This window comes from Enterobacter wuhouensis, assembly GCF_004331265.1.
Classification (GTDB): Bacteria; Pseudomonadota; Gammaproteobacteria; order Enterobacterales; family Enterobacteriaceae; genus Enterobacter; species Enterobacter wuhouensis.
In genome coordinates this window covers 1-23,721 of the sequence record NZ_SJOO01000010.1, presented here as the reverse complement: position 1 = coordinate 23,721, position 23,721 = coordinate 1, and the positions used below count along the sequence as shown (strand labels likewise).

At 53.3% G+C, this 23,721-nt stretch carries 22 protein-coding genes, 1 tRNA gene and 1 rRNA gene; 21 read left to right on the top strand and 3 right to left on the bottom strand.

Translation table 11 applies throughout. From position 1 onward, the window contains the following. Positions 1 to 78 precede the first annotated feature (78 nt). The 14 genes from acuI to E0L20_RS18600 all read left to right on the top strand — a co-directional run bounded on the left by acuI (position 79) and on the right by E0L20_RS18600 (position 13,003). Positions 79 to 1,053 (top strand): acrylyl-CoA reductase (NADPH), encoded by a 975-nt coding sequence (gene acuI, locus E0L20_RS18665; RefSeq protein WP_131635258.1) that lies wholly within the window; start codon positions 79 to 81, stop codon positions 1,051 to 1,053. 77 nt (positions 1,054 to 1,130) lie between these two features. Then, positions 1,131 to 2,132 (top strand): protein-methionine-sulfoxide reductase catalytic subunit MsrP, encoded by a 1,002-nt coding sequence (gene msrP / locus E0L20_RS18660; protein WP_131635257.1) that lies wholly within the window; start codon positions 1,131 to 1,133, stop codon positions 2,130 to 2,132. Beyond that, positions 2,133 to 2,732, top strand: a complete 600-nt coding sequence (msrQ, locus tag E0L20_RS18655) for a protein-methionine-sulfoxide reductase heme-binding subunit MsrQ (RefSeq protein ID WP_131635256.1) — start codon at positions 2,133 to 2,135, stop codon at positions 2,730 to 2,732. Positions 2,733 to 2,966: 234 nt separating this feature from the next. After that, positions 2,967 to 3,419 carry a type II 3-dehydroquinate dehydratase gene (gene aroQ, locus E0L20_RS18650; RefSeq protein ID WP_131635255.1) on the top strand — a complete coding sequence of 151 codons (453 nt, stop codon included), beginning with the start codon at positions 2,967 to 2,969 and terminating at the stop codon, positions 3,417 to 3,419. Between the two features lie 21 nt (positions 3,420 to 3,440). Continuing rightward, positions 3,441 to 3,908 (top strand): acetyl-CoA carboxylase biotin carboxyl carrier protein, encoded by a 468-nt coding sequence (accB, locus tag E0L20_RS18645; RefSeq protein ID WP_131635254.1) that lies wholly within the window; start codon positions 3,441 to 3,443, stop codon positions 3,906 to 3,908. Between the two features lie 10 nt (positions 3,909 to 3,918). Further along, positions 3,919 to 5,268, top strand: coding sequence for an acetyl-CoA carboxylase biotin carboxylase subunit (accC, locus tag E0L20_RS18640; RefSeq protein ID WP_131635253.1), 1,350 nt, complete (start codon positions 3,919 to 3,921; stop codon positions 5,266 to 5,268). A gap of 108 nt (positions 5,269 to 5,376) precedes the next feature. Continuing rightward, complete coding sequence (locus E0L20_RS18635; RefSeq protein ID WP_006178860.1) at positions 5,377 to 5,619, top strand: YhdT family protein; 243 nt, start codon at positions 5,377 to 5,379, stop codon at positions 5,617 to 5,619. Then, complete coding sequence (panF, locus tag E0L20_RS18630) at positions 5,609 to 7,060, top strand: sodium/pantothenate symporter (RefSeq protein ID WP_131635356.1); 1,452 nt, start codon at positions 5,609 to 5,611, stop codon at positions 7,058 to 7,060. Before E0L20_RS18635 ends, panF begins: the two co-directional genes overlap by 11 nt. Before the next feature lie 11 nt (positions 7,061 to 7,071). Continuing rightward, positions 7,072 to 7,953 carry a 50S ribosomal protein L11 methyltransferase gene (gene prmA, locus E0L20_RS18625; protein ID WP_131635252.1) on the top strand — a complete coding sequence of 294 codons (882 nt, stop codon included), beginning with the start codon at positions 7,072 to 7,074 and terminating at the stop codon, positions 7,951 to 7,953. Positions 7,954 to 8,091: 138 nt separating this feature from the next. Then, positions 8,092 to 8,832, top strand: coding sequence for a carbonic anhydrase (locus E0L20_RS18620; protein ID WP_131635251.1), 741 nt, complete (start codon positions 8,092 to 8,094; stop codon positions 8,830 to 8,832). 330 nt (positions 8,833 to 9,162) lie between these two features. Beyond that, complete coding sequence (dusB, locus tag E0L20_RS18615) at positions 9,163 to 10,128, top strand: tRNA dihydrouridine synthase DusB (protein ID WP_006812176.1); 966 nt, start codon at positions 9,163 to 9,165, stop codon at positions 10,126 to 10,128. A 23-nt stretch (positions 10,129 to 10,151) separates the two neighbouring features. After that, positions 10,152 to 10,448 carry a DNA-binding transcriptional regulator Fis gene (gene fis / locus E0L20_RS18610; RefSeq protein WP_000462905.1) on the top strand — a complete coding sequence of 99 codons (297 nt, stop codon included), beginning with the start codon at positions 10,152 to 10,154 and terminating at the stop codon, positions 10,446 to 10,448. 179 nt (positions 10,449 to 10,627) lie between these two features. Continuing rightward, positions 10,628 to 10,792 carry a DUF2556 family protein gene (locus E0L20_RS18605; RefSeq protein WP_131635250.1) on the top strand — a complete coding sequence of 55 codons (165 nt, stop codon included), beginning with the start codon at positions 10,628 to 10,630 and terminating at the stop codon, positions 10,790 to 10,792. 129 nt (positions 10,793 to 10,921) lie between these two features. Beyond that, the gene (locus E0L20_RS18600) at positions 10,922 to 13,003 is read left to right on the top strand and encodes a putative bifunctional diguanylate cyclase/phosphodiesterase (RefSeq protein ID WP_131635249.1); all 2,082 of its coding nucleotides are present in this window, start codon (positions 10,922 to 10,924) and stop codon (positions 13,001 to 13,003) included. Here the strand turns inward: E0L20_RS18600 and envR are convergent. After that, positions 12,919 to 13,620 (bottom strand): acrEF/envCD operon transcriptional regulator, encoded by a 702-nt coding sequence (gene envR, locus E0L20_RS18595; RefSeq protein ID WP_131635248.1) that lies wholly within the window; start codon positions 13,618 to 13,620, stop codon positions 12,919 to 12,921. The two genes, E0L20_RS18600 and envR, sit on opposite strands and share 85 nt — an antisense overlap. A gap of 392 nt (positions 13,621 to 14,012) precedes the next feature. Here envR and E0L20_RS18590 point away from each other — a divergent pair, with 392 nt between their 5' ends. The 7 genes from E0L20_RS18590 to E0L20_RS18560 all read left to right on the top strand — a co-directional run bounded on the left by E0L20_RS18590 (position 14,013) and on the right by E0L20_RS18560 (position 23,372). Next, positions 14,013 to 15,152 carry an efflux RND transporter periplasmic adaptor subunit gene (locus E0L20_RS18590; RefSeq protein WP_131635247.1) on the top strand — a complete coding sequence of 380 codons (1,140 nt, stop codon included), beginning with the start codon at positions 14,013 to 14,015 and terminating at the stop codon, positions 15,150 to 15,152. An 11-nt stretch (positions 15,153 to 15,163) separates the two neighbouring features. Beyond that, positions 15,164 to 18,277, top strand: a complete 3,114-nt coding sequence (locus E0L20_RS18585; RefSeq protein WP_131635246.1) for an efflux RND transporter permease subunit — start codon at positions 15,164 to 15,166, stop codon at positions 18,275 to 18,277. Between the two features lie 247 nt (positions 18,278 to 18,524). Beyond that, positions 18,525 to 18,746 carry a lipoprotein gene (locus E0L20_RS18580; RefSeq protein WP_006178893.1) on the top strand — a complete coding sequence of 74 codons (222 nt, stop codon included), beginning with the start codon at positions 18,525 to 18,527 and terminating at the stop codon, positions 18,744 to 18,746. 472 nt (positions 18,747 to 19,218) lie between these two features. Further along, a complete protein-coding gene (locus E0L20_RS18575) occupies positions 19,219 to 20,244 on the top strand; it encodes an amino acid ABC transporter substrate-binding protein (protein ID WP_131635245.1) in 1,026 nt (341 codons plus the stop codon). Positions 20,245 to 20,311: 67 nt separating this feature from the next. After that, complete coding sequence (locus E0L20_RS18570; protein WP_131635244.1) at positions 20,312 to 21,493, top strand: amino acid ABC transporter permease; 1,182 nt, start codon at positions 20,312 to 20,314, stop codon at positions 21,491 to 21,493. A 9-nt stretch (positions 21,494 to 21,502) separates the two neighbouring features. Then, positions 21,503 to 22,606 (top strand): amino acid ABC transporter permease, encoded by a 1,104-nt coding sequence (locus tag E0L20_RS18565; protein ID WP_131635243.1) that lies wholly within the window; start codon positions 21,503 to 21,505, stop codon positions 22,604 to 22,606. Positions 22,607 to 22,613: 7 nt separating this feature from the next. Continuing rightward, positions 22,614 to 23,372: an amino acid ABC transporter ATP-binding protein gene (locus tag E0L20_RS18560; RefSeq protein WP_131635242.1), complete on the top strand. Its 759-nt coding sequence runs from the start codon at positions 22,614 to 22,616 to the stop codon at positions 23,370 to 23,372. Between the two features lie 106 nt (positions 23,373 to 23,478). Here E0L20_RS18560 and rrf read toward each other — a convergent pair. Together rrf and E0L20_RS18550 are read right to left on the bottom strand one after the other, a co-directional pair. Next, positions 23,479 to 23,594 (bottom strand): 5S ribosomal RNA (gene rrf, locus E0L20_RS18555). Between the two features lie 43 nt (positions 23,595 to 23,637). Continuing rightward, positions 23,638 to 23,713 (bottom strand) — tRNA-Thr (locus E0L20_RS18550). Between the last annotated feature and the right edge of the window lie 8 nt (positions 23,714 to 23,721).

The following is a 23,721-nucleotide window of genomic DNA, read 5'->3' as shown; positions in this document are numbered from 1 at the left end:
GTTAAATCGGCATAACGTTTCATTCTGCGAGTATAGTCTTCAGAAATTATTTTCCAATCAGAGTAATGAGGATCCCGTATGCAGGCTTTGATCTTAGAACAGCAGGACGGTAAAACCCTTGCCTCGGTGCAAGCCGTTGAAGAGAGCCGTCTGCCCGAAGGCGACGTGACCGTCGATATCGACTGGTCAAGTCTGAACTATAAGGATGCGCTGGCCATTACGGGCAAAGGTAAAATCATCCGAAATTTCCCAATGATTCCAGGGATCGATTTTGCTGGGCACGTGCATAGCAGTGAAGATCCTCGTTTCCATGCCGGACAGCAGGTGTTGCTCACCGGCTGGGGTGTAGGCGAAAACCACTGGGGCGGACTGGCAACGCAGGCCCGCGTTAAGGGCGACTGGCTGGTGCCGATGCCAAAAGGTATGGATGGCCGCAAAGCGATGATCGTCGGTACGGCGGGCTTTACCGCCATGCTGTGCGTAATGGCGCTGGAAGATGCCGGCATCCGTCCTGAATCAGGCGAGGTCGTGGTTACCGGTGCCAGCGGTGGCGTGGGCAGCACCGCGGTAACGCTGCTGCATAAGCTGGGGTATCAGGTCGTCGCCGTCTCTGGCCGCGAAAGCACCCATGACTATCTGCGCCAGCTGGGCGCAAACCGGATTCTGGGGCGCGAAGAGTTTGCCGAAACCCGTCCACTGGAAAAACAGCTCTGGGCCGGCGCGGTCGATACCGTTGGCGACAAAGTGCTGGCGAAAGTGCTGGCGCAGATGAACTACGGCGGCTGTGTGGCGGCATGCGGTCTGGCAGGCGGATTTGCCCTGCCGACTACCGTGATGCCTTTTATCCTGCGCAACGTCCGCCTGCAGGGTGTCGATTCCGTGATGACCCCGGCAGCGCGCCGCACGATGGCCTGGGAACGTCTGGTGCGCGATCTGCCGGAATCGTTTTACGCGCAGAGCGCAACCGAAATCACCCTTAGCCAGGCTCCTGAATATGCCAGCAAGATCATGGACAACCAGTTCCACGGCCGTGCGCTGGTGAAAGTGGCGTAATCTTCAAATTTTCGTGACATATTCGCGCTAACCCTTCTCCTCCGTCATGCTTAGAAAAACGCCTGACGGAGGATGCCATGAAAACCCCAAAACTGACGGAAGCCGACGTAACGTCCGAATCTGTCTTTATGCTACAGCGCCGCCAGATCCTGAAGATGCTTGGCATCAGCGCCACGGCACTGACGCTTACCCCTGCGGCTCACGCCGACCTGCTCGACTGGTTTAAGGGCAACGACCGTCCGAAAGCGCCGTCGGGCGCGCCGCTCACCTTTACGAAACCGGCTCAATGGCAAAACACGCTGGCGCTGACGCCGGAAGATAAAGTGACCGGCTACAACAACTTCTACGAATTTGGCCTTGATAAAGCCGATCCTGCCGCCAACGCCGGCAGTATGAAAACCGATCCCTGGACGCTGAAGATTGACGGTGAAGTCGCGAAGCCGCTGACGCTGGATCATCACGATCTCACCACGCGCTTCCCGCTCGAAGAGCGCATCTACCGCATGCGCTGCGTTGAGGCCTGGTCGATGGTGGTCCCCTGGGTGGGCTTCCCGCTCCATAAGCTGCTGGCAATGGTTGAACCCACCAGCAACGCAAAATATGTCTCCTTCCAGACGCGTTACGCCCCGGACGAAATGCCGGGCCAGAAGGACAGGTTTATCGGCGGCGGGCTTGAGTATCCTTATGTCGAAGGTTTACGCCTGGACGAGGCAATGCATCCTCTCACCCTGCTGACCGTTGGCGTATACGGTAAAGCGCTCCCGCCGCAGAACGGCGCGCCTGTCCGCCTGACCGTGCCGTGGAAATATGGCTTTAAAGGGATCAAATCCATCGTCAGCATCAAGCTCACCCGCGAGCGCCCGCCTACCACCTGGAACCTGGCGGCGCCGGGCGAATACGGCTTTTTTGCCAACGTGAACCCGCACGTGGACCATCCGCGCTGGTCGCAGGCCACGGAGCGCTTTATTGGCGCCGGCGGCGCGCTGGACGTGAAGCGTCAGCCGACGCTGCTGTTTAACGGCTATGCGGATGAAGTGGCATCGCTCTACCGAGGGCTGAATTTACGGGAGAATTTCTAAGTGCGCTTAACCGCAAAGCAGATAACCTGGCTGAAGGTGTTGCTGCACCTGGCCGGGTTGCTTCCTTTTATCTGGCTCTTCTGGGCCGTCAGCCACGGTGCGTTTAGCGCAGATCCGGCGAAGGATATCCAGCATTTTACGGGTAGGATGGCTCTGAAATTTTTACTGGCAACCTTGCTGGTTTCACCGCTGGCGCGTTACGCTAAGCAGCCATTATTGATACGCACCCGCCGCCTGTTAGGGCTATGGTGCTTTGCGTGGGCAACGATACACTTAACCAGCTACGCGCTGCTGGAGTTGGGTATTAACAATCTGGCGCTGCTGGGTCGCGAACTGGTGACTCGCCCTTATCTGACGCTGGGTATCGTGAGCTGGGTGATTTTACTGGCGCTTACGCTGACATCCACGCAGTATGCACAGCGAAAAATGGGCAGACGCTGGCAGCTTTTGCACAACGTCGTCTATCTTGTCGCGATCCTCGCTCCCATTCATTACCTATGGTCAGTGAAGATCTTATCCCCGCAGCCAATCCTTTACGCGCTGCTGGCCGTGGCGCTTTTAGCGTGGCGTTACAAGAAGTTCCGCCAGTGGTTCCGATAGTACGCGAAACTGTGCGTTTTCCCGCAGATTACTTATCAACCGCGAATCTTTTGCGGAATGCGGTTGATAATCTTCCCTGATAAGACCAGTATTTAGCTGCTAAATGCTACGAAATCGTTATAATGTGCGACTTTGGTTTTCCTGACAGGGGTTTTTGGCCTCTGAAAAGGTGACAATCGCGCTTCTTAGGTATATTTTGTTTTTTACCGGAGAATCGCAGGAGATAGCGGCACAATGGCTGATAAATTCCAGATCTTAGTTTTAAACGGACCGAACCTGAACATGCTCGGAACCCGTGAGCCAGAGAAGTACGGCACGCTGACATTGAGCGAAATTGTTAACCGTCTGGGTACGGAAGCAGCCTCGCTGGATGTGGATTTGGATCATTTTCAGTCTAACGCGGAGTACGCAATCATCGACCGTATTCATCAGGCTAAAGACAATGTGGACTATATCCTGATCAATCCGGCCGCGTTTACGCACACCAGTGTTGCTATACGCGACGCACTGCTTGCGGTGAATATCCCGTTTATCGAGATCCACCTGAGCAACGTGCACGCCCGTGAGCCGTTCCGCCACCACTCCTATCTGTCAGACATCGCTGCTGGCGTAATCTGTGGACTGGGTGCGGACGGTTATTCATACGCTTTACAGACAGCGGTAAAACGCCTGTCACAATCACACTAAACAAGAGTACGGAACCCACTCATGGATATTCGTAAGATTAAAAAACTGATCGAGCTGGTTGAAGAATCAGGCATCTCCGAACTGGAAATTTCTGAAGGCGAAGAGTCTGTACGCATCAGCCGTGCAGCCCCAGCCGCTAGCTTCCCGGTAATGCAGCAAGCTTACGCTGCGCCGATGATGCAACAACAGCCTGCGCTTGCCGCAGCCGTTGCACCAGCAGCAGAAGCCGCACCTGCAGCAGCTGCAGAAATCAGTGGTCACATCGTACGTTCCCCAATGGTTGGTACTTTCTACCGCACCCCGAGCCCGGACGCGAAAGCGTTCATCGAAGTGGGTCAGAAAGTCAATGTAGGCGATACCCTGTGCATCGTTGAAGCCATGAAAATGATGAACCAGATCGAAGCTGACAAGTCAGGTACCGTGAAAGCGATTCTGGTCGAAAGTGGTCAGCCGGTAGAATTTGACGAGCCGCTGGTCGTCATCGAGTAACGAGGCGCACATGCTGGATAAAATTGTTATCGCCAACCGCGGCGAGATTGCACTGCGTATTCTTCGTGCCTGTAAAGAGCTGGGCATCAAGACCGTGGCCGTGCACTCAAGCGCGGATCGTGATTTAAAACACGTATTGCTGGCGGATGAGACGGTCTGTATTGGCCCGGCTCCGTCCGTAAAAAGCTATCTGAATATCCCGGCTATCATCAGTGCCGCTGAAATCACCGGCGCGGTGGCTATTCACCCGGGTTACGGCTTCCTCTCTGAGAACGCCAACTTTGCCGAGCAGGTCGAACGCTCTGGCTTTATCTTCATCGGCCCGAAAGCCGACACCATCCGCCTGATGGGCGACAAAGTGTCTGCAATCACCGCCATGAAGAAAGCCGGTGTTCCAACCGTTCCTGGTTCTGACGGCCCGCTGACCGACGACATGGATGCTAACCGTGCTCATGCTAAACGCATTGGCTACCCGGTTATCATCAAGGCGTCCGGCGGCGGCGGCGGTCGCGGTATGCGCGTTGTGCGCAGCGATGCTGAACTGGCGCAGTCCATCTCCATGACCAAAGCTGAAGCGAAAGCGGCTTTCAGCAATGACATGGTGTACATGGAAAAATACCTGGAAAACCCACGCCACATCGAAATTCAGGTGCTGGCTGACGGTCAGGGTAACGCGATCTATCTGGCAGAACGTGACTGCTCCATGCAGCGTCGTCACCAAAAAGTGGTCGAAGAAGCGCCAGCACCGGGCATTACTCCGGAACTGCGTCGCTACATCGGCGAGCGTTGCTCCAAAGCGTGTGTCGACATCGGCTATCGCGGTGCAGGTACCTTTGAGTTCCTGTTCGAAAACGGCGAGTTCTACTTCATTGAGATGAACACCCGTATTCAGGTTGAACACCCGGTTACCGAAATGATCACCGGCGTTGACCTGATCAAAGAACAGCTGCGTATCGCTGCAGGCCAGCCTCTGTCCCTCAAACAGGAAGAAGTTGTGGTGAAAGGCCATGCGGTAGAATGCCGTATTAACGCCGAAGACCCGAATACCTTCCTGCCTAGCCCGGGTAAAATCACGCGTTTCCACGCGCCGGGTGGCTTTGGTGTGCGCTGGGAGTCTCATATTTACGCCGGTTACACCGTACCGCCGTACTATGACTCAATGATCGGTAAGCTTATCTGCTACGGCGAGAACCGTGACGTGGCGATTGCCCGCATGAAGAACGCCCTGCAGGAGCTGATCATCGACGGTATCAAAACCAACGTCGATCTGCAGATGCGCATCATGAGCGACGAGCACTTCCAGAATGGTGGCACCAACATCCACTATCTTGAGAAAAAACTCGGTCTGCACGAGAAGTAAGATTGCATTGACGCTAAAAGGCCGGATTATCCGGCCTTTTTTATTTCTGGGGATTGCCGCACCCCATCATGTACAATCCCCGCTTTCTTCATCCACAAGGGACAAAAAATGGACAAGCGTTTTGTTCAGGCCCATAAAGAAGCGCGCTGGGCGCTGTGGCTGACCCTTCTCTATCTTGCTGCATGGTTAGTAACTGCTTACTTACCTGACTCCGCTATTGGCATTACCGGCCTGCCGCACTGGTTTGAAATGGCCTGCCTGCTGGTACCGCTGGTCTTTATCCTGCTCTGCTGGGCAATGGTGAAATTTATCTATCGCGACATTCCGCTGGAGGACGATGATGCAGCTTGAAGTCATTCTGCCGCTTATCGCGTACCTGTTAGTGGTGTTTGGTTTGTCCGTTTACGCCATGCGAAAACGCACGACAGGTAGTTTCCTGAACGAGTATTTCCTCGGCAGCCGCTCGATGGGCGGCGTCGTGCTGGCCATGACGCTGACCGCGACCTACATCAGCGCCAGCTCGTTTATCGGCGGCCCCGGTGCGGCCTACAAATACGGGCTAGGCTGGGTGCTGCTGGCGATGATCCAGCTTCCCGCCGTCTGGCTCTCCCTGGGCATCCTGGGCAAAAAATTCGCTATCCTGGCGCGTCGCTACAATGCCGTGACGCTGAACGATATGCTGTTTGCCCGCTATCAGAGCCGTTTACTGGTGTGGCTGGCAAGCTTAAGCCTGCTGGTGGCCTTCATTGGCGCGATGACGGTACAGTTTATCGGCGGGGCACGCCTGCTGGAAACGGCCGCCGGGATACCTTACGAGACAGGCCTGATTATCTTTGGGGTGAGCATCGCCCTCTACACCGCGTTTGGTGGATTCCGAGCCAGCGTGCTGAACGATACGATGCAGGGTATGGTGATGCTTATCGGCACCATCGTGCTGCTGGTGGGTATTGTGCATGCTGCAGGTGGCCTGAGCCACGCCGTCGAAACGCTGGAAGCCATTGACCCGAAACTGGTCTCTCCTCAGGCGGCGGACGACATTCTTTCTCCGACCTTTATGACCTCATTCTGGGTGCTGGTGTGCTTTGGCGTGATTGGCCTGCCGCATACCGCCGTGCGCTGTATCTCTTACAAAGACAGCAAAGCCGTACACAGAGGCATCATCATCGGCACCATCGTGGTTGCCATCCTGATGTTTGGTATGCACCTGGCCGGCGCGCTGGGGCGCGCGGTTATTCCTGACCTCACCGTGCCGGATCTGGTGATCCCGACCCTGATGGTCAAGGTGCTTCCGCCGTTTGCCGCGGGGATTTTCCTCGCCGCGCCCATGGCCGCCATTATGTCGACAATTAACGCTCAGCTGCTGCAAAGTTCCGCTACGATCATTAAAGATCTCTACCTGAACCTGCGCCCGGAGCAGGTTGAAAACGAACGCCGCTTAAAGCGCATGTCTGCGGTGATTACCCTGGTTCTGGGCGCATTGCTTCTGCTTGCCGCATGGCGTCCGCCGGAGATGATCATCTGGCTGAACCTGCTCGCGTTTGGCGGCCTTGAAGCCGTCTTCCTGTGGCCGCTGGTATTGGGGCTCTACTGGGAACGCGCCAATGCTGCCGGCGCGCTGAGCGCCATGATTGTCGGCGGCGTGCTTTACGCCGTGCTCGCAACATTTAAAATTCAGTATCTGGGCTTCCATCCGATTGTGCCTTCATTACTGCTAAGTTTACTGGCGTTTGTGGTGGGGAACCGTTTCGGTCAGCCCGTTCCGCAACCCGCTATGATTTCTACTGATAAATAAAGAGTTTTGCCATGCCGTGGATCCAACTAAAACTGAATACAACCGGCGCGAACGCCGAAGAGCTGAGCGATGCGCTGATGGAGGCCGGTTCGGTTTCTATCACCTTCCAGGACACGCATGACACGCCGGTCTTTGAGCCGCTGCCGGGCGAAACCCGCCTGTGGGGTGATACCGACGTTATCGGCCTGTTCGATGCGGAAACCGACATGAAAGAGGTTGTCGCGATTCTGGAAAATCATCCTCTGCTGGGCGCGGGCTTTGTGCACAAAATCGAACAGCTGGAAGACAAAGACTGGGAACGCGAGTGGATGGATAATTTCCACCCGATGCAGTTCGGCAAGCGCCTGTGGATCTGCCCGAGCTGGCGCGACGTCCCGGACGAGAATGCGGTCAACGTGATGCTCGACCCGGGCCTGGCCTTTGGTACCGGCACTCACCCGACAACCTCGCTCTGCCTGCAATGGCTGGATGGCCTGGATCTGGAAGGCAAGACGGTGATCGACTTTGGCTGTGGCTCCGGGATCCTTGCCATTGCGGCACTCAAGCTGGGCGCGGCAAAAGCCATCGGGATCGACATCGATCCGCAGGCCATTCAGGCCAGCCGCGATAACGCCGAGCGCAACGGCGTGTCCGAGCGCCTGGAGCTTTATCTCCCGGATGCGCAGCCAGAAGCCATGAAAGCCGATGTGGTGGTTGCGAATATTCTGGCAGGCCCGTTACGTGAACTGGCACCGTTAATCAGCGTGCTGCCCGTTGAGGGCGGTCTGCTGGGTCTTTCGGGTATCCTGGCAAGCCAGGCAGACAGCGTCTGTGAAGCCTATGCCGAGCTGTTCGCACTCGACCCCGTTGTTGAGAAAGAAGAGTGGTGCCGCATTACCGGTCGTAAAAAGTAAGCATTTGGCGTGGTCATCTGACCACGCCTGTTTTCCTCTGATATCTCTCACTTCCCCAGCCATTCTCCGGTAAAATAACCCTACAAATCATAATGATAAATCATGATTTGAATTACAACAATTCACTGGAAGAATATTATGAATCACTTTACCGGCAAGGCAGCGCTGCTCGCGCTGAGTATGATCTCGGCTTCTGCTTTCGCATCACACTGGAGCTACGAAGGCGAAGGTGCACCGGAGCACTGGGGCGAACTGGATGAGGCCTACAAGACCTGTCAAAGCGGGATGAACCAGTCCCCCATCAATATTGATTCGACTGCCAAAGCCCATCTCTCCCCGCTGAAAACGGCTTACCGCGATGGTCCCGTGACGCTGACGAACAATGGCCATACGATCCAGGCGAGCGAAAAAGCCGACACGCGCGATAGCATCACGCTCGACAAGCAAAGCTGGACGTTACAACAGCTCCATTTCCACGCGCCGAGCGAAAACACCGTTCACGGTAAAAAATACGCGATGGAAATGCATCTGGTGCATAAAAATGCCAACGGCGAACTGGCGGTCGTTGCGGTGATGTTTGATAAAGGTGCCGCGAACCCTGAGCTTGAAAAGCTGTGGGCGGTCATGCCTCAGCAGGCGGAGCAGAACGTCTCCATTACGCAGGATCTCGATCTCAACAAGCTGCTGCCAAAAGAGAAAACCTACTGGCGCTTTAGCGGCTCCCTGACCACACCGCCGTGCTCAGAGGGGGTGACATGGATTGTCCTCAAACATCCGCTGACGCTTTCGGCCGAGCAGCTGGCAAAATTCACCCATACGATGCATCACGATAATAACCGTCCGGTACAGTCACTTCATGGCCGCGTTGTCGTTGAATAATGTCCATTTTCTGAACTGAGATGATGTTCTAAAATGCGACACAGATCGCAAAGAACCGGCATAATCTGCTGCTAAAAACAGCAGATTATGCCGCTCAAGTGATGCATTTATTCAGAAATGATGAGAAGTTACGGGAAATTGTAAGCGCCCATAAAATAACCTGTTTCGTATAACATAATGATTTAAATAGTGAATAATTCTCAACAGAATGATTGACCGGCGATTCCTTGATCTACAACAGAGGATTGTTCAAAGTTTGGCCTTTCATCTCGTGCAAAAAATGCGTAATATACGCCGCCTTGCAGTCACAGTATGGTCATTTCTTAACTCATGCGCATCGGACACCACCAGCTCAGAAATCGCCTGATCGCAGCCCCAATGGCAGGTATTACCGACCGGCCGTTCAGGACGCTGTGCTATGAGATGGGAGCAGGTTTAACCGTTTCCGAGATGATGTCGTCTAACCCGCAGGTATGGGAAAGCGATAAGTCACGTTTGCGGATGGTGCACGTTGATGAACCAGGTATTCGTACCGTGCAAATTGCCGGAAGCGTACCTGAAGAGATGGCAGATGCCGCGCGTATCAACGTGGAAAGTGGCGCCCAAATTATTGATATCAATATGGGTTGCCCGGCCAAGAAAGTGAATCGCAAGCTTGCAGGTTCAGCCCTTCTGCAATACCCCGACCAGGTGAAGTCTATCCTGACGGCGGTTGTCAGCGCGGTGGACGTTCCTGTTACGTTAAAGATTCGCACGGGTTGGTCGCCGGAACACCGTAACTGTGTAGAGATTGCCCAACTGGCCGAAGACTGTGGCATTCAGGCCCTGACCATTCATGGACGCACTCGCGCCTGTTTGTTCAATGGTGAAGCTGAATACGACAGCATTCGGGCAGTTAAGCAGAAAGTTTCCATTCCGATTATCGCGAATGGTGACATTACTGACCCGCTTAAAGCCAGAGCTGTGCTCGACTATACGGGAGCTGATGCTCTGATGATAGGACGTGCAGCTCAGGGAAGACCCTGGATCTTTCGGGAAATCCAGCATTATCTGGACACTGGGGAGCTGCTTGCCCCACTGCCACTGGCAGAGGTTAAGCGCTTGCTTTGTTCGCATGTTCGGGAATTGCATGACCACTACGGCCAGGCAAAAGGGTACCGAATTGCGCGTAAACACGTATCCTGGTATCTCCAGGAGCACGCTCCAAATGACCAGTTTCGGCGCACATTCAACGCCATAGAGGATGCCAGCGAACAGCTGGAGGCGTTGGAGGCATACTTCGAAAATCTTGCGTAATGAAATAAAGAGCTGACAGAACTATGTTCGAACAACGCGTAAATTCTGACGTACTGACCGTTTCCACCGTTAACTCCCAGGATCAGGTGACTCAAAAGCCCCTGCGTGACTCGGTTAAACAGGCACTGAAGAACTATTTTGCTCAACTGAACGGTCAGGATGTTAATGACCTGTATGAGCTGGTACTGGCTGAAGTTGAACAGCCACTGTTGGACATGGTGATGCAATACACCCGCGGTAACCAAACCCGCGCTGCGCTGATGATGGGTATCAACCGTGGTACTCTGCGTAAGAAATTGAAAAAATACGGCATGAACTGATACTAATCAGTTAAATGCTTGTTTAAAAAGGCGCTCTTCGGCATGGGGAAGCGCCTTTTTTATTCCCCTCGCCCGCAACCGTCAACGCTTTGTAAACCTTCTCCTCCGCCGCTTTCCAAGCGCGGCTTTTCGTGTATATTTCCACCACCCTACAGGCTCTCTTCTCCCGGAATGACACTATGATTCGTAAATACTGGTGGCTGGTTGTGTTTGCTATCTCAGTTTTCCTGTTCGACGCGCTGCTGATGCAGTGGATAGAGCTGATGAGCACCGAAACTGACAAGTGCCGCAACATGAATTCCGTGAATCCGCTAAAATTAGTCAATTGCTCAGCGCTTGATTAAGCCGTAGACACCCCTGTATCACCCAGTAAAAACAGGGATTTAAATCCCTTTTAGTCATTATCTTACGGTGATAATGTCTCGCCCTTCCCAACCGCTCTTGCGTAACCTCACACTCGAGTTGAACAGACCATGCTGGTTAGCCAATACAACCAAATCCTCGTAGTCATCTCCTTTATTGTCGCCATCCTTGCCGCCTATACCGCGCTGAATATGGCCGCGCGCGTCGCGGGGAGCCAGGGTATTGCAGCCCGCATCTGGCTGGCCGGCGGTGGCATTGCGATGGGTATCGGCGTATGGGCAATGCATTTTATCGGCATGCTGGCGATGGATCTCTCCATGAGCATGAGCTACAACGCCACGCTGACGGTACTCTCAATGGTTATCGCCATTGGTTCATCAATGTTTGCCCTGTGGCTTGTCAGCTGCGAGCAGTTGCGCTTACGCCGACTGCTGCCGGGGGCGCTGGTGATGGGAACCGGGATTGTGGCGATGCATTACACCGGCATGGCGGCGCTGGAGGTCACGCCCGGTATCATCTGGGATACGACCTGGGTGGTCATTTCTGTCGCCATCGCGCTAGCGGCTTCACTCGTTGCCCTTTGGCTCACGTTCCGCCTTCGACATGAGGCCGCCAGGGTCGCGTTGATGCGTCTGGGTGCCGCACTCACTATGGGGTTCGCTATTGCCGGCATGCACTATGCCGGCATGAAGGCCGCCCAGTTTCCGATGTCGACCATGGCTCATCACCACGGCATTAACGGCAGCTGGCTGGCCGTATTGGTCAGCGTGGTCGCCCTGTCCATTCTAGGGATTTCACTGCTCGTTTCAATGCTGGATGCTCGCCTGCAGGCGCGCACCTCATTACTGGCTTCGTCTCTTGCCGAAGCAAACCGGGAACTGGCTCAGCTGGCACTGCACGATACGTTAACCCGCCTGCCGAATCGTATCCTGCTGGAGGACCGTCTCGATCAGGCCATCAGTAAGGCCGAACGAGAAAATGCGCAGTTTGCGCTAATGTTCATGGATCTCGACGGGTTTAAAGCGATCAATGACGCCTACGGCCACGATGTGGGTGATAAGTTACTGGTCGCCGTGACGGAGCGCTTGCTGCAGCACCTGAAGGGCCAGTTCACGCTTGCACGTATCGGCGGTGATGAATTTGTTCTGCTGGCAGAAGGGGAAGGCCCTGACGATGCCGCCTCACTGGCTAACTCACTGGTTCGCGCCATAGACAGCCCTTTCAGCCTAGAACCTTATGAGCTGGTCGTGACCCTCAGTATTGGGATCGCGCTTTACCCACACGACGGTACAACCGATCGCGAACTGATGTTTAACGCAGATGCGGCGATGTACCACACCAAGCATATGGGTCGAAACGGCTACCATTTTTTCCAGCCCTCCATGAATACCCTGGCGCAGACTCACCTTCAGCTGATGAATGACCTGTGGCTTGCGATCGAGCGCGATGAGCTTCGCCTGGTCTATCAACCTAAATTCCATGCCCCGGCAGGCCCGGTCCTCGGCTTTGAGGCGCTCTTACGCTGGCAGCATCCGAAGCAGGGATTACTGACGCCGGACCTGTTTTTACCTCTGGCTGAGAAAACCGGCCAGATCATCCCCATTGGCAACTGGGTGATCAACGAAGCCTGTCGCCAGTTACGAGAATGGCATCTTCAGGGGCATCAGGACTGGTCAATGGCGGTGAATCTGTCGACGCTGCAGTTCGAGCAGCCCTCGCTGGTTAAGACGGTGCTTGACTGTCTGGCGCGTCACCACGTGCCGCCGGAAATGCTCATCCTGGAGGTCACGGAGACAACGGCCATGAGCAACCCTGACGAAAGCGTACGGGTGCTGACAGAGCTTACGAATGCCGGTGTAAAAGCCTCCATTGATGACTTTGGTACAGGGTATTCAAGCCTGCTGTACCTTAAACGCTTGCCCGCCTGCGAGCTGAAAATCGATCGTGCCTTCGTGCAGGAGCTGAGCGGGGAAAGTGATGACGCCACTATTGTTTCAGCCATCGTCGCGCTGGCAAAAACGCTGAACCTGAAAGTCGTGGCTGAGGGCGTAGAAACCGAAGCGCAGCAAACGTTTTTAACGGAGCTTGGCTGTAACACCCTTCAGGGCTATCTGTTAGGTAAACCGGTTAGCGCAGAGACGATTGATGCGCTTTGCGCGCAGGGAGAAATGGTGCCCGGCGCGGACTCATAATCATCAGTCAGCGGAAGTGTCGCCAGGATGTTATCGACCAAAGCGGGTGCCTGCTGGTAGAGATTGAAGCTGTCGCTATTCATTAACCAGTTTTTAATTATTCCGCTAAAAAAACCATGAAAAACGATAAGCGTAAGATCAACGTTGACCTGAGAGGAAATGATGTTATGTGAAATACATTTTTCCAAAATGGCGCGCAGATGCTTGAAGTTGAAACCAATGCGTTTTCTGATTTCACACTCTGAAATCATATCGCTATTAAATTCACACTTATGATACAAAATTTGCAACAGTGCGCACTGACGGGGCTCACGCGCAATATACTGCAATGCAGTGATGAACAGCTCACGAAGCATTAACAAGGGATTATCATTTTCTGATAGCAAAAGCCTGTCACGAATAATTTCACGAAGCGGTAACTGCTGTTCCCAGATAGCATTAAATATTTCTGATTTACTGGTGAAATGCCAGTAAACCGCCCCGCGCGTAACCTGGGCAGCATCGGCGATATCCGTAAGCGTGGTGTTAGCGACGCCGCGTGCAGCGAACTGCCCGATAGCCGCTTCAATCAGCTGCTGCCGGGTTTTTTGAGCCTCTTCTTTCTTTTTCCGCGCCATAAAATGCTACTCGTTACTCACAGGGTGACTGCATTCTCAGAAAATACAGTGGGGTCGAATGAAGTATTCACCAAAACAGGTTTTAATTTTGCACAAAAAACGTCAATTCACTTAATTTATAATTTAGACGAATATATCAATCGCAATAAATACACCAAACATATGAATCACGTTTATCACACGCCATTTATTTGATTCGTTTACCAGAAGACCCCGGCTGAATGTGTCGAGCCTGATTCCTATTTTTACATTCCTTCCTATTCATTCGCACGTATAAATTAAAAAACATTAATTACCCTCATTATTATGTGCAGCTACATTTTTGTTTTTGTCCCCCTGCCCTGTCACCGATTCACGGAAATATCGGTTAATGGGTATTTAAAGGAACAGTAATGACGAATCATTTCAGACTCTTACCCATATCCGGTTTTATTGTCTGCGCCGCGCTGCTCACAGGATGCGATGGGCAGGAAAACCAACAGCAACAACCGCAGGCGCCTCAGGTCAGCGTACATATTGTGAAAAGCGCTCCGCTGGCTGTCACAACTGAGCTTCCGGGCAGGACTGATGCATTCCGTGTTGCGGAGGTTCGTCCTCAGGTAAGCGGTATTATTCTGCGTCGTAACTTCACTGAGGGAAGCGATGTAAAAGCGGGTGACTCCCTTTACCAGATCGATCCTGCGACGTATAAGGCTGCGTATGACAACGCCAAAGGTGAACTGGTTAAGGCGCAGGCTGCAGCCAATATTGCCCATCTGACGGTGAAACGTTACGTCCCGCTGGTCGGCACGCAGTATGTCAGCAAGCAAGAGTATGACCAGGCGGTGGCAACCGCTCAGCAGGCCGATGCCAGCGTCGTGGCTGCACGGGCTGGCGTTGAAAGCGCACGCATCAATCTCGCCTATACCAAAGTCACCTCGCCAATTGATGGTCGTATTGGCAAATCCAGCGTGACCGAGGGCGCGCTTGTCACCAATGGGCAGGCAACCGCGCTGGCAACGGTACAGCAGCTTGATCCGATTTATGTCGACGTCACCCAGTCCAGCAACGATTTTATGCGGCTTAAGCAGACGAGCCTGCAAAAAGGGGATGGTACCCGTACCGTTGAGCTGTTGATGGAAAATGGCCAGCCTTATCCCCTGAAGGGCACGCTGCAGTTCTCTGACGTCACCGTAGACCAAAGCACCGGCTCCATTACCCTTCGCGCAATTTTCCCTAATCCGCAGCACATGCTGTTGCCAGGCATGTTTGTCCGGGCTCGTATTGATGAAGGCACACAGCCGGATGCCATTCTGGTTCCGCAGCAAGGGGTGACCCGTACACCGCGCGGCGACGCAACCGTTCTGGTGGTTAACGATAAAAACCAGGTGGAGTCACGTACGGTTGTTGCCCCACAGGCAGTCGGCGATCGCTGGCTGGTGACGGAAGGATTGAAAAACGGTGATCGCGTGATTGTCAGCGGATTACAAAAAGCCAGACCTGGCGCCACCGTGGTGGCGACACCCGACACCGCAGCTACTCCAGCCAGTTAAGGGGCGACAGCATGGCTAATTTCTTTATTCAAAGGCCGGTTTTTGCCTGGGTTCTCGCCATCATTCTGATGATTGCGGGCGGGCTGGCTATTCTCAAACTGCCTATCGCGCAGTATCCGACCATCGCACCGCCCGCCGTTGCCATAACAGCGACTTACCCTGGCGCTGATGCACAGACGGTACAGGATACCGTTACGCAGGTTATCGAGCAGAATATGAACGGTATCGATAACCTGATGTACATGTCCTCCACCAGCGACTCCTCGGGCAGCGTCACGATTACGCTGACCTTCCAGTCAGGTACCGATCCGGATATTGCCCAGGTTCAGGTTCAGAACAAACTTCAGCTCGCCATGCCGCTGCTGCCGCAAGAAGTACAACAGCAAGGGATCGGTGTAGAGAAGTCCAGCAGCAGCTTCCTGCTGGTTGCAGGCTTTGTTTCAGATAATAAAAACCTTACTCAGGACGACATCTCAGACTATGTCGCTTCTAACGTGAAGGATACGATCAGCCGAACCACTGGGGTAGGTGATGTCCAGCTGTTTGGTGCCCAGTATGCGATGCGCATCTGGCTCGACAGCAATGCCATGAACAAATACCAGCTGACGCCGCTGGATGTGATCAACCAGCTGAAAACGCAGAACGACCAGATAGCGGCTGGCCAGCTAGGCGGGACCCCATCCGTCCCGGGTCAGCAGTTGAACGCCTCTATCATTGCGCAGACCCGCCTGAAGTCGCCGGAAGAGTTTGGCCGCGTAACGCTGAAGGTGAACCAGGATGGCTCTATGGTTCATTTGAAAGATGTGGCGCGCATTGAGTTAGGTGGCGAAAACTACAACATGGTCACCAAGATCAACGGTCAGGCGGCAACCGGTCTTGGAATTAAGCTGGCAACCGGGGCGAACGCGCTGGATACCGCTGCGGCCATCAAGAGCAAACTGGCACAGCTCCAACAGTTCTTCCCGCAGGGGCTGAAGGTTGTTTACCCTTACGACACCACGCCATTTGTCAAAATATCTATCCATGAGGTCGTGAAAACGCTGTTTGAGGCAATCATTCTCGTCTTCCTGGTCATGTATCTGTTCCTGCAAAACCTGCGGGCAACGCTTATCCCCACCATTGCGGTGCCGGTTGTCCTGCTGGGGACCTTTGCGGTGCTGGCGGCGTTTGGCTTCTCCATCAATACCCTGACGATGTTCGGGATGGTGCTGGCGATCGGGCTATTGGTCGACGATGCCATCGTGGTGGTTGAAAACGTCGAGCGCGTGATGGTCGAGGACAATCTGCCGCCTAAAGAAGCGACGCAGAAGTCGATGGAGCAGATTCAGGGCGCCCTGGTGGGTATCGCCATGGTGCTTTCAGCGGTCTTTATCCCGATGGCCTTTTTTGGCGGATCAACGGGGGCGATTTACCGCCAGTTCTCGCTCACTATCGTCTCCGCGATGGCGCTGTCCGTACTGGTGGCATTGATTTTGACGCCTGCTCTTTGCGCAACATTGCTTAAACCGGTTTCCAGCGATCATCACGAGAAAAAAGGGGGATTCTTTGGCTGGTTTAACGCGCTCTTTGACAAGAGCGTGGAGCATTACAGCAACAGCGTGAGCGGTATTCTTCGCAAAACCGGGCGATACCTGGTGGTATATGTGATCATCGTAGGCGGTATGGCGGTGCTGTTTCTGCGTCTGCCGACCTCCTTCCTGCCTGAAGAGGATCAGGGGGTCTTTATGACGATGGTGCAGCTCCCGGCCGGTGCGACGCAAACGCGAACCCAACAGGTGCTCGATCAGGTTCAGGACTACTATCTGACAAAAGAGAAGGCGAATGTTGAATCCGTCTTCACCGTTAACGGCTTTAGCTTTAGCGGCCAGGGTCAAAACTCCGGTATCGCTTTTGTCAGCCTGAAACCCTGGGAAGAGCGTCCGGGCGCGGTTAACAGCGTTGAATCGATTGTTAGCCGCGCGACTAAAGCGTTCAGCCAGATAAAGGATGGACTCGTATTTCCATTTAACCTGCCTGCCATTATCGAACTGGGTACGGCAACGGGCTTTGACTTCGAGCTGATCGATCAGGCTAACCTGGGGCATACGCAGCTGACTCAGGCGCGAAATACGCTGCTCGGCATGGTTAAAGAGCATCCTGACCTGCTGGTGCGCGTGCGTCCCAACGGCCTGGAAGATACCCCACAGTTCAAACTGGATGTCGATCAGGAGAAAGCACAGGCGCTGGGCGTCAGTATTTCGGACGTCAATCAAACGATCTCGACGGCACTCGGCGGAACATATGTGAATGACTTTATCGACCATGGGCGTGTGAAAAAAGTTTACGTCCAGGCTGACGCCCACTTCCGTATGTTGCCTGGGGACATCAATAATCTCTATGTGCGCAGCGCAAACGGTGAAATGGTGCCGTTCTCAGCCTTTAGCACCTCTCACTGGGTGTACGGCTCGCCTCGCCTGGAACGCTACAACGGGATGCCATCGATGGAAATCCTTGGCGAATCCGCCCCGGGTAAAAGTACCGGTGAGGCCATGGTCATGATGGAAAGCCTTGCCTCAAAACTGCCTTCCGGCATCGGCTATGACTGGACGGGCATGTCATTCCAGGAACGACTTTCCGGCAATCAGGCGCCTGCGCTGTACGCCATTTCGCTGATTGTCGTATTCCTGTGTCTGGCAGCGCTGTATGAAAGCTGGTCCATTCCCTTCTCGGTCATGCTGGTTGTGCCGTTGGGTGTCATTGGTGCTCTCCTCGCAGCCTCTCTGCGTGGATTGAACAATGACGTCTATTTCCAGGTTGGCCTGCTGACAACGATCGGCCTGTCTGCCAAGAACGCCATCCTGATCGTTGAGTTTGCCAAAGATCTTATGGATAAAGAGGGCAAGGGGATCATCGAAGCAACGCTTGAAGCCTCACGTATGCGCTTGCGTCCTATCCTGATGACATCTCTCGCATTTATTCTTGGGGTCATGCCACTGGTGATCAGCAGCGGCGCGGGGAGCGGTGCGCAAAACGCTGTCGGCACCGGCGTGATGGGCGGGATGCTTTCCGCCACTCTGTTGGCCATTTTCTTTGTGCCTGTTTTCTTTGTGGTGGTCCGTCGCCGATTTACCCGGCATAAGGAATAATGAATAACTTAAAGGCACCTTTGGTGCCTTTTTTATTATCAGGTTCAATGAATTAATATCCCCGGACGCCACACTTTCTCCATGATTTGATTCGAACAGCTCTCTTTTCTCCATGATTTTTACAATCCACATAATTTGAGATTATTCCCCATGCAGCGTGAGCTTATACCGGTGGTAAAATAGTCATCAATTCGTTAATAGCCGCTCAGGCTTTATAGCGAATGCGAAAAAACACTGAGGTAACATCATGAAAAGATTCATTTCCGTTGCACTACTCGCTGCGCTGCTTGCTGGTTGCGCGCACGATTCTCCCTGTGTACCGGTTTACGACGATCAGGGCCGACTGGTTCATACCAATACCTGTATGAAGGGTACCACTCAGGATAACTGGGAAACGGCCGGTGCGATTGCCGGCGGGGCCGCTGCTATCGCAGGTTTGACGCTGGGTATCGTCGCCCTGACCAAATAAGAATATCCACTGAAAGCGCGGCGCCGTCCGCGCTTTTGCTCTTTCCAGCATGCATTATTTCAGATAAGTAAAATTAATTTCTCCGCCCCCTCGGCTCATTCCATTTAAGTTTTCGGTCACAGCCTTTTTGCTTAACTATTTTACTTTCATAATTTAGCGTGATGATTTTCACCTATTAAATACATTTAATACCCTGCCAATAATTACGTCAGAAACTATCTTTCATCTTTTTCTTATCGTTAATCTCACTTTTGCTCTAATTTGTGGCGCAGGTTGGAATTTCGCACCGTTTGAGGGCATTCGATTTATTTAACCCTGTCTACACTCAGCATTATGCGTTCACTTGTTCTTTATTTTATCGAGCGCAAACCTGGCATTACGTTTGCTTTATAAACGTTGGCCAAAGCCACAGACAGGTAAAAGCGTATTAAAACGCCTCTATAACGATAAATTTCGCCACACAGGATGCATTATGAAAAAGACGATGATAGCCAGCCTGGCCGCCGCAGGCGTATTGTTTGCAGTAGCCGGTCAGGCCCATGCAGGCACGACGCTGGATGCGGTTAAAAAGAAAGGCTTTGTACAATGCGGTATCAGTGACGGTTTGCCTGGCTTCTCTTATGCCGACGCGAACGGCAAATTTACCGGTATTGATGTTGATGTCTGCCGTGGCGTCGCTGCTGCAGTGTTTGGCGATGACAGTAAAGTGAAATATACCCCGCTGACGGCGAAGGAACGTTTCACCGCGCTGCAGTCTGGCGAGGTTGACATGCTCTCTCGCAATACTACCTGGACCTCCTCCCGTGATGCAGGCATGGGCATGTCGTTTACCGGCGTGACCTATTACGACGGTATCGGCTTCCTCACGCACAATAAAGCAGGCCTGAAAAGTGCCAAAGAGCTGGATGGAGCGACCGTGTGTATTCAGGCCGGTACTGATACCGAACTTAACGTCGCGGATTACTTCAAAGCGAATAACATGAAGTATACCCCCGTCACATTCGATCGCTCCGATGAATCGGCTAAAGCCCTGGAGTCTGGCCGCTGCGATACGCTGGCATCCGATCAGTCACAGCTGTACGCATTGCGTATCAAGCTAAGCAATCCTGCAGAATGGATTGTCCTGCCTGAAGTCATTTCCAAAGAGCCTCTGGGGCCGGTCGTCCGTCGTGGCGATGAAGACTGGTTCTCTATCGTTCGCTGGACCCTGTTCGCGATGCTGAACGCTGAAGAGATGGGCATCAACTCGAAAAACGTCGATGAGAAAGCCGCGAATCCTTCTACACCTGATATGGCACACCTGCTGGGTAAAGAAGGTGATTTTGGCAAGGATCTGAAGCTGGATAATAAATGGGCTTATAACATCGTTAAGCAGGTCGGTAACTACGCTGAGATCTTTGAGCGCAATGTGGGATCGGAAAGCCCGCTGAAGATCAAACGCGGCCAGAACAATCTCTGGAACAACGGCGGCATTCAATACGCACCGCCAGTACGTTAAGTATTCGCTGTAACGGGCATTGCATTTGCAATGCCCAGTCCAGAGTCATGGTTACCGAGGTTTCTTTATGCCCCATCGCCGCTCAACCGTAAAAGGATCGCTATCCTTTTCTCATCCCGCGGTCCGCGCCTGGCTATTCCAGATTATTGCCGTCATCGCGGTTGTGGTCGTCGCCGTTTATTTAATACACAACACCGTCACCAACCTGAATAATCGCGGCATAACCTCCGGCTTTGCCTTTCTGGATCGCAGCGCGGGCTTTGGCATTGTTCAGCATCTTATTGATTACCAGGAAGGCGATACGTATGGACGCGTATTTGTCGTGGGTTTACTCAACACGCTGCTGGTTTCGGCGCTTTGTATCGTTTTCGCTTCGATACTGGGATTCTTCATTGGTCTGGCCAGGCTGTCAGAAAACTGGCTGCTGCGGAAACTCTCCACTGTTTACATTGAGACGTTTCGTAATATCCCGCCCCTGCTGCAGATTTTCTTCTGGTATTTCGCCGTGCTGCGTAACCTCCCGGGACCGCGCCAGGCCGTTGACGCATTCGATCTGTTCTTCCTGAGCAACCGCGGATTGTATATTCCTTCTCCGCAGATAGCCGAGGGCGTGCTCGCGTTCATTGCCGCTGTTATGGTTGCCTGTGCCATCTCCACCGGGCTATACCGCTATAATCGCAGGCATCAGGTTAAAACCGGGCAACTCCGCAAGACCTGGCCGACAGCAACAATCCTCATCATCGGCCTGCCGTTACTGGCGCACTGGGTATTTGGTGCAGCGCTACACTGGGAAATCCCACATCTGCGTGGCTTCAACTTCCAGGGAGGAATGGTATTAATCCCGGAACTGGCTGCTTTGACGCTTGCGCTTTCAATTTATACCTCTGCATTTATCGCTGAAATCATTCGTGCCGGGATCCAGGCCGTGCCCCATGGGCAGCACGAGGCTGCGCGGTCACTGGGCTTACCCCATACGGTGACGCTTCGTCAGGTCATCATTCCGCAGGCTTTGCGCGTCATCATTCCACCACTGACCAGTCAGTATCTCAATATTGTCAAAAATTCATCTCTGGCGGCCGCAATTGGCTACCCCGATATGGTGTCGCTGTTCGCCGGGACCGTGCTTAACCAGACGGGACAGGCTATTGAAACCATTGCGATCACGATGTCGGTCTACCTGGTTATCAGCCTCGCAATCTCGTTGGTAATGAATCTTTATAACCGTCGTATCGCCCTGGTTGAGCGCTAAGGATCAATGATGACAAAAGCAATATTGTCGTACTCTCAGCGTCCTGCCCGCTCGACGGGTGGACGCTTTATTCTCTGGGCGCGTAAAAATCTGTTCTCCAGCTGGGGGAATAGCCTGCTGACGATTGTCTGTCTGTGGCTTATGTGGGAACTGATCCCACCGCTACTGAACTGGACTTTCCTGCAGGCTAACTGGGTAGGTTCTACCCGCGCTGACTGTACTAAAGCGGGTGCATGCTGGGTATTTATTCACGAGCGTTTTGGTCAGTTCATGTATGGATTGTATCCGCACGAACAGCGCTGGCGGATTAATCTGGCGTTGGTTATTGGCCTGGCCTCTATCGCGGTCATGTTCTGGAAAAAATTGCCTCATCGTGGACGCTATATCGCCGCCTGGGCAGTGGTTTATCCGATTATTGTCTGGGCGCTGTTGTATGGCGGTTTCCTGGGACTGGAACGCGTTGAAACGCGCCAGTGGGGCGGGTTGACGCTAACGTTGATTATCGCTTCAGTGGGGATCGCAGGTGCGCTTCCCTGGGGAATTTTACTCGCCCTGGGACGGCGTTCAAAAATGCCGGTGGTCCGTATACTTTCCGTCATCTTTATCGAGTTCTGGCGTGGCGTACCGCTTATCACCGTTCTGTTTATGTCTTCGGTCATGCTGCCGCTGTTTATGGCAGAAGGTACCACCATCGACAAACTGATCCGCGCTTTGGTCGGGGTGATTTTGTTCCAGTCCGCCTATGTTGCTGAAGTGGTTCGTGGCGGTCTGCAGGCATTGCCAAAAGGGCAGTACGAAGCGGCAGAATCTCTGGCGCTGGGTTACTGGAAAACGCAGGGGCTGGTCATCCTGCCTCAGGCGCTCAAGCTGGTTATCCCAGGTCTGGTCAACACGATAATCGCCCTCTTCAAGGACACCAGTCTGGTGATCATCATCGGATTATTCGATCTCTTCAGCAGCGTGCAACAGGCGACCGTTGACCCCGTCTGGCTGGGTATGTCCACCGAGGGATATGTCTTTGCTGCGCTGGTCTACTGGATCTTCTGTTTTAGCATGTCGCGCTACAGCCAGCATCTGGAAAAGCGCTTTAACACCGGGCGTACACCGCATTGAGGATATTATGAGCCAGATTACTATGACACCTGCCGACGCGATGATTACGCTGGAAAGCGTCAATAAATGGTACGGGCAGTTTCACGTACTGAAAGACATTTATCTCAAGGTCAGGCAGGGTGAGAGAATTGTTCTTTGCGGACCATCAGGTTCGGGAAAATCAACAACCATTCGTTGCATTAACCATCTTGAGGAACATCAGCAAGGACGTATCGTTGTTGATGGTATCGAATTGAATGAAGATATCCGCAATATCGAACGTGTACGTCAGGAGGTGGGAATGGTCTTTCAGCACTTCAATCTGTTCCCGCATCTTACCGTTCTGCAGAACTGCACGCTGGCACCAATTTGGGTACAAAAGATGCCGAAAAAGGAAGCTGAGGCGCTGGCAATGCATTACCTGGAACGCGTGCGTATCGCAGAACATGCCAATAAGTTCCCCGGCCAGATATCCGGCGGTCAGCAGCAGCGCGTAGCTATCGCCCGTTCATTGTGTATGAAACCTAAAATTATGCTGTTTGATGAGCCAACCTCTGCGCTTGATCCGGAAATGGTAAAAGAGGTACTGGATACCATGATTGGGCTGGCACAATCCGGAATGACAATGCTCTGCGTTACGCATGAGATGGGGTTTGCGCGAACCGTGGCCGACCGGGTGATATTTATGGATCGCGGGGAGATTGTTGAGCAGGCACCGCCGGATGAGTTCTTTGCGCATCCGAAGTCAGAACGTACGCGAGCATTCCTGTCGCAGGTGATTCATTAGCCGTTTGCTCTGCCGGGTGGAGGCTCCGCCTTACCCGGCCTACCGTTTTTTCAGCGCACAAACGCAAAAAGGCCATCCTTTTGGATGGCCTTCTCACTTATTTGATGTCTGGCAGTTCCCTACTCTCACATGGGGAGACCCCACACTACCATCGGCGCTACGGCGTTTCACTTCTGAGTTCGGCATGGGGTCAGGTGGGACCACCGCGCTAAAGCCGCCAGACAAATTCTTTTACTTCTTGCCGAACTTTAACCTAAGTATAAAGTGGTGCTGATACCCAGAGTCGAACTGGGGACCTCACCCTTACCAAGGGTGCGCTCTACCAACTGAGCCATATCAGCACGCTAAA